Consider the following 5,931-nt stretch of genomic DNA (forward strand, 5'->3'; position numbering starts at 1 on the left):
ACTAACAACATCAATGAAATTTGCATTCATCATCGATCCCCTCCAACGGCTAATTCCAGGTCACGATACCAGTGTGGCATTAATGGAGGCAGCACAAGAACTTGGGAACGAAGTCTGGGTCACTCAAGCAGAAAATTTAAGCGTAATTGGTGGCAAAGCTTGGGGGCTACTGAGCCGTGTAGCCCTAACACCAGTACAATTAGTAGAGGGACATTGGGTAGCGGCTGAAGTTTGGTACGAACTAGAAAAGCCTACTTTGCAACCCCTTGAGGCGATGGATGCAGTGTTTATGCGGACAGATCCGCCAGTAAACATTCCTTACCTTTACGCTACTTATATTCTCGACTGTATTGATCCAGAAAAAACGCTGGTAATTAATTCCCCTAAAGGGCTAAGAAGTGCCAATGAAAAGATGTATGCTTTGCAGTTTGTAGAGGCAATACCAGAAACAATTGTCAGCCAAAATAAACAGGTAATTAGGCAATTTGTCGAGGAAAAAGGGGCAGCGGTGCTGAAGCCTTTAGGCGGTAAAGCAGGTGAAGGAATTTTATTTATGGAGGGACGCGATCGCAACTTTAACTCCTTGATTGAAATTAGCACTCAACAGGGACAAGTACCCGTGATGGTTCAGACTTATTTGCCAGAGGCAAAAGAAGGAGATAAGCGAATTATTTTGATGAACGGTGAACCTATTGGTGCTATAAATCGTATTCCCACTGGCAATGAATTTCGCGGGAATATGGCAGTGGGTGGTAGAGTTGCTAAGACAGAAATTACTGAGCGAGAATATCAGATTTGCACTCAGTTAGCGCCAGTTTTACAAAAAGATGGTTTATTTTTTGTAGGAATTGATGTGATTGGCGGTTATCTTACAGAAATCAATGTCACCAGTCCTACTGGTCTGCGGGAAATTGATTTATTAGATAATGTTTGTTTGGGCAAAAAGATCGTTCAATGGGTAGAGAAGACTAAATAAATTATGTAATTATTGTAGGGGCAATTCCCCTGTGGTTGCCCCGCATCTTTGGGGTAAGCACGGAGACTGACCTCTACAATTTTTGTACTTAGCAACTTGGTTTACCTGGATACAACACGAGGTACATAGAGAGGAGCTCCATAAGGAATAGGAACATTTCCAGCAATGATATTCCGCAAAGCAATTTGTACGCTAGGTGTGGCAATACCATCAGCATAAATTCCCATACGCTGCTGGAAACGTTTCACTGCATATTCAGTGTCATTCCCAAATACTCCATCAATAGCGCCAGGAGTAATGCGTAGACGTGCCAATTGATTCTGAAGTTCTCTAACCGCAGGGCCACGACTATTTCTTCCCAAGGTGAAAAGAGTAGTGAAACCTTGTCCGATGGGAATTGTTGAGGGAGGAGTAATAGGAGGGTAAGAATAGGAAATTTCCCTGATCCCCAGATCTATAGCAGCTAGGGTGGTACTGTCTGCACAGCCAGTAGGTACGAGGTTATTAGCTTGCTGAAAACGAGTGACTGCACTAAGAGTGCGCTCGCGGTATTTGCCATCAACAGCACCATAAAAGAAGCCAAGAGCTTTTAACTTTTGTTGAAGGAAAGTTACGTTTTTATCTCCAAAACGGAACCCCTGACAAGTTCTAATCGTTGTGCTTGTATTTGGAGCTTGACCTATTGGAGATGAGGGATAGGGGTTGTAACCTTGTGTGGGTGTAGGATAGGGCCCCAAACCCAGGTAATAGAGGGTCAAATTGTCAGCTATGCCGGTCGCCGAGAGTCCTCTCGCTAGCTGAAATTGCCTAACAGCTTCTTCAGTGATGCTGCGATAGTAGATAGTTGGGGTTGTACCTATTGGGAAGTAACCCTGTGCTTGCAATCGCTGCTGAAGCGCTCTCACCTGTTCGCCGTTAGATCCTGGTCTGATCTCAGCATTAGCTGAGCTAGCTATGCTCAAAACTGATAATACCAAAGCCAGAGATAACAAGGGGATGTAGGTCTGGCTAGATAGCTTTTTCCAATTCAATCCCTCAAGCAATTTTGGCTCCGTAGGGCTTTCCCAGACAAGAGCAAGTTCAAGGTAAGCAAATGAGTCCATAAATTTTCCTGCAAAAATTTGGCTAGTGGATATCTGCTGACTCAAAAATACAGAGTTTTTGAGCTGCTACTTATCTGTCAATGTCTTGCCCTACCTTTTTATGCAAAAAATCGGTTTTTGTAAATAAACTTTACAAAACTGGCGGAGGATTGGTACTCTCACGCCTGAAGGCGGTGGGATTCTTGAATCAATGACCGAAAGTAAGCTCCTAACTTTTGACACTGAGAGGGGTAAAGCCCATAGGGGGTATGCTCTAATATTTTATTTGCTTATGGTCGAAAATCAAATAAATTACGTAAGTTCGACGCAGGCGATCGCACACCTTACAAGCTATAGCAATCGCTTTCGTCGTTTAGGGGCTAGGGGCTACGATGCTCAGGGCTAGGAAAAGAAGGGGAAGAGCGGATTAGGGGCTAGAAGCTAGGGCTGGAGAAGAAGAGATTTTTTGATTCTATCCTAATCAGTAATTCCCTTATTTCCCTAGTCCCTAGCCCCTAGCCCCTAACCCCTACTTCCCTAGCCCCTAGCTATATTAGAAATCCCTTCTATTCCTCAACGCTTTCTAGTAAAGTAAACAAATGTAAAGAAATATTAGTTTTCTGCGATCGCTTGGTTAAGACAACCAATTTACCTAAATCCTTGACAAATACACCAAGATCTGCTATGCAACAGCTTTTACCGCAAAGATTTTTAGCATCAATTGCTGCGTTGTTCCTAGTTATCTCAGTTTGGGCGATCGCGCCCGCAGCCTGGGCCTACAACAACCCCGATTTGCTGCCTGAGACTCAGACACCGATAATTGATTTAGCCAAAGCCCTGACCGAAATTCAAGAACAGACGCTAGCTAAAGATTTAGAGCAGTTTGAAGCTGAAACGGGCTGGAAACTGCGAGTTTTGACTCAATACGACCGCACACCTGGTCTAGCGGTCAAAGATTATTGGGGGCTAGATCAAAAAAGTGTCTTGCTAGTTGCCGATCAGCGGGGCGGCAACCTGCTTAATTTTAACGTTGGAGATGATCTTTACCCCTTGCTACCGCGAACCTTTTGGGTGGAGTTGCAAACTCGCTTCGGCAATCAATTTTTTATCCGAGACAACGGCGAAGACCAATCTATCCTCGAATCCTTAGAATCAATTAAACTTTGTTTGCGCCAGGGTGGTTGTCGCGTCGTTCCCGGTTTGCCACGCGAACAATGGATTTTGACTCTGATTACTTCCGTACTCGGCGGCATAATCTGCGGATTTGCGGCACATCCGCGCAAACCCGGACAAATTGTAGCTTGGCAGTGGGCGTTGATTTTCTCTCCGCTGTGGGGCATTTTGTTTATCGCTTTCGGCATTGGCCCGGTGGTATCCCGTACCTCCGAGTGGCTACCACTGCTGCGGAATGTAGCTGGTTTCCTGATTGGGGCTCTGGCAGCTTTTTTAACTCCAGTCTTGAATCAGTCTTCGGCTTCTGAAAGGTAATCAGTTGTCGATCGCCAAAAGCTGATAAGCTAACGGTTAACGGTTAACAGTTAACAGTTAACCAATAACAATAGCTGAAATCTGAGAGGCGATCGCTATTCAAATGGAATGGCACGTAACCGATGCCCAAAGTCTGGGAATAATCGATCGCGAAATTGGCGATCATGTCTTGTCGCCGGCGGAGTACGAAATTGTCCGCCGCGTGATTTACACTACGGCTGACTTTGAATACAAGTCTCTGATCCGTTTTTCTGACCACGCTTTACAGGCGGGGGCGGCGGCATTAGCGGCGCGGACTACTATTGTTGTAGATGTGCCAATGGTGCAGGTGGGGATTACGCCCCAGATCCAGAGCACTTTTGCGAATCCGGTATATTGTTCGATGGAGGCTTTAACTCGGCCTCAGAAGGAAAAAACCCGTGCTGCTTGGGGCATTGAAACTTTGGCCCGGCGGTATCCAGAGGGTATTTTTGTGGTTGGTCAGGCTCAAACGGCGCTGTCGGCGTTGGTAGATTTAATTGAGTCTGAAGAAATTCGGCCTGCTTTGGTGATTGGTACGCCTTCGGGGTTTGTGGGGGTAGATGTGGCTAAGTCAAGGCTGCATGATTCAATGATTCCTCATATTCGGATTGAGGGGCGTAAGGGATCTGCGGTGGTGGCTGTGGCGATCGTTAATGGGTTGGTGGATTTGGCTTGGCAGGCCTATGGCCAAGAGGGGAATAGTTTGGGTTAGGGTTGTGACGGGTTTAAAGCAATAGCCTAAATTCCTAATCTTCGTAGTGATAGCGAGCTTGGAGAAAATCAATCCGATTCTCGCTGACTAAGTAGATTATTCTATGTTCTTGGGTAAGCCTTCGCGACCACGTACCCGCAGCCAAATATTTTAGGGGTTCTGGTTTGCCGACACCTGTTAACGGATCGCGCACGATCGCCTCTACCAATTTTAAAAGTCGGAGGGCAACTTTGCGATCGACTTCCACCCAATAGGCAAGGTCTTCTAGGAATTTAGGCTGAAAAACTGCATCACGAACAGAGGTTTGCTCCGGTTCAGGCGTTTCTTCTGGCTGTTGTTTACGCTTCTTCGCCAAGTTCCAACTCCTGCCGTAATTCTCTGAGAGTCTGAGGTTTGACAGTTTTAGCTTTTGCCTGTTCCAGAGCGCTTAACAAGCGATCGGCATTTTTGGGCGATCGCAGCAGGTATACTGTCTCTATTAAGCTTGCCAATTCGTCAGCGGCAATTAACGCTACATTTTCGCCGTCTTTGCGGGTGATGATGATGGCATCGCGATCGCTTATGACTTGTTCGCACAGTTCATCGAAATTCGCCTGAGCTTCAGTATAGGTTACTTGGGTTTGTGTGAGTGACATGGTTTTTGGCTTCCCAATACTAAGGATATTATAAGGGCGATCGGGATGTTTGTAATTCTTCTTGTTGAGTTATAATGAAATTCCGTATTTCCCTATTTTTCCGTAAATATGAGACTAGATGCAATTTTTATCCGATTCTATAAATCTTTTAACGTCGATCATCATCGGCAATCCTCCGCTACGGACAATCAACCCACCAACTCCGAAGAAGCCAATAAAAACATAAAAACTCTTCCGTGGGAAATAATTAAGGCAGATGGTAACGACCTATGGTTCCCTTTCATTAAAGTCCCTATAGAGCCGCAAATTACGGCTGTTGTGGGTGCTAATGAATCAGGTAAATCACACCTGCTGACCGCGATAGAAAAAGCAATTACTGGATGCGATTATAAGGGAAACAAAATCTCCGCGTCCGATTTTTGCCGATACTCTGACAGATTTCTCATCACGGCTGATAAATCACGTATTCCAGATTTTGTTACTGAATGGTCTGACGTTTCTCAAGAAGAAGCTGAGCAAATCAAGAAATTCTCTGAAATTCCGAAAGCTCAACAATTTAATAGATTTTTATTGTTCAGGAAAAATATTGATGAATTAATAATATATCTACCTGATGAACCCAACCCACATCCAGTAAAATCAGATTCTCTTAAAGAATTTCAGAAGATACTACCAAGAACTAGAAGACTGGATACTACTACAGCTCTCCCAGATAGTGTACCGATTCAAAAATTAGTGGAAATCATCAATAAAAAGCCTGAAGGTACAGGATATGAACTATTATCTTTCGATCGCAGAACAAATGTTAGGCTTTTGCTAGATAAACTAATAGAACATTCACCGTTATTGAAAACTTTATTAAAAAAATCAGCTCCTCCAACTCAGGCATCTAATGATGATGACAAGAAGGGATATGAACTAATAAACAATCTTTTAAAAGAACTTGAAGATTGCTATAAAAATACAGACAGCCAGGACTCAAATCAAGAAAAAGAAATAAAACTTGCCTATGATATC

6 protein-coding genes and 1 pseudogene are annotated in these 5,931 nt (G+C 44.2%); 4 read left to right on the forward strand and 3 right to left on the reverse strand.

The genetic code is table 11. The annotated features are described in order from the left end of the window. The first annotated feature begins 13 nt into the window (after positions 1–13). Positions 14–976 (forward strand): glutathione synthase, encoded by a 963-nt coding sequence (gshB, locus tag OSCI_RS11560; RefSeq protein ID WP_007355132.1) that lies wholly within the window; start codon positions 14–16, stop codon positions 974–976. Between the two features lie 101 nt (positions 977–1,077). On the opposite strand, the gene OSCI_RS11565 is transcribed toward gshB, so the two are convergent. After that, positions 1,078–2,079 (reverse strand): peptidoglycan-binding domain-containing protein, encoded by a 1,002-nt coding sequence (locus OSCI_RS11565; RefSeq protein ID WP_007355133.1) that lies wholly within the window; start codon positions 2,077–2,079, stop codon positions 1,078–1,080. Positions 2,080–2,742: 663 nt separating this feature from the next. Between OSCI_RS11565 and OSCI_RS11570 the strand changes: the two genes are divergently transcribed. Both OSCI_RS11570 and OSCI_RS11575 read left to right on the forward strand, forming a co-directional pair. Then, a complete protein-coding gene (locus tag OSCI_RS11570) occupies positions 2,743–3,546 on the forward strand; it encodes a TPM domain-containing protein (protein ID WP_007355134.1) in 804 nt (267 codons plus the stop codon). 103 nt (positions 3,547–3,649) lie between these two features. Continuing rightward, positions 3,650–4,279 (forward strand): precorrin-8X methylmutase, encoded by a 630-nt coding sequence (locus OSCI_RS11575; protein ID WP_007355135.1) that lies wholly within the window; start codon positions 3,650–3,652, stop codon positions 4,277–4,279. Between the two features lie 34 nt (positions 4,280–4,313). On the opposite strand, the gene OSCI_RS11580 is transcribed toward OSCI_RS11575, so the two are convergent. Next, on the reverse strand, positions 4,314–4,634 hold the full coding sequence (locus tag OSCI_RS11580) for a Txe/YoeB family addiction module toxin (RefSeq protein ID WP_007355136.1): 321 nt from the start codon (positions 4,632–4,634) through the stop codon (positions 4,314–4,316). Further along, complete coding sequence (locus OSCI_RS11585; RefSeq protein ID WP_007355137.1) at positions 4,618–4,914, reverse strand: type II toxin-antitoxin system Phd/YefM family antitoxin; 297 nt, start codon at positions 4,912–4,914, stop codon at positions 4,618–4,620. The genes OSCI_RS11580 and OSCI_RS11585 overlap by 17 nt, the downstream gene beginning before the upstream one ends. A 108-nt stretch (positions 4,915–5,022) precedes the next feature. Between OSCI_RS11585 and OSCI_RS11590 the strand changes: the two are divergent. Next, positions 5,023–5,931, forward strand: a pseudogene (locus OSCI_RS11590) (hypothetical protein); the annotation flags it as partial.

Origin of the sequence: Kamptonema sp. PCC 6506, from assembly GCF_000180455.1 — a bacterium.
Lineage (GTDB): Bacteria > Cyanobacteriota > Cyanobacteriia > Cyanobacteriales > Microcoleaceae > Kamptonema > Kamptonema formosum.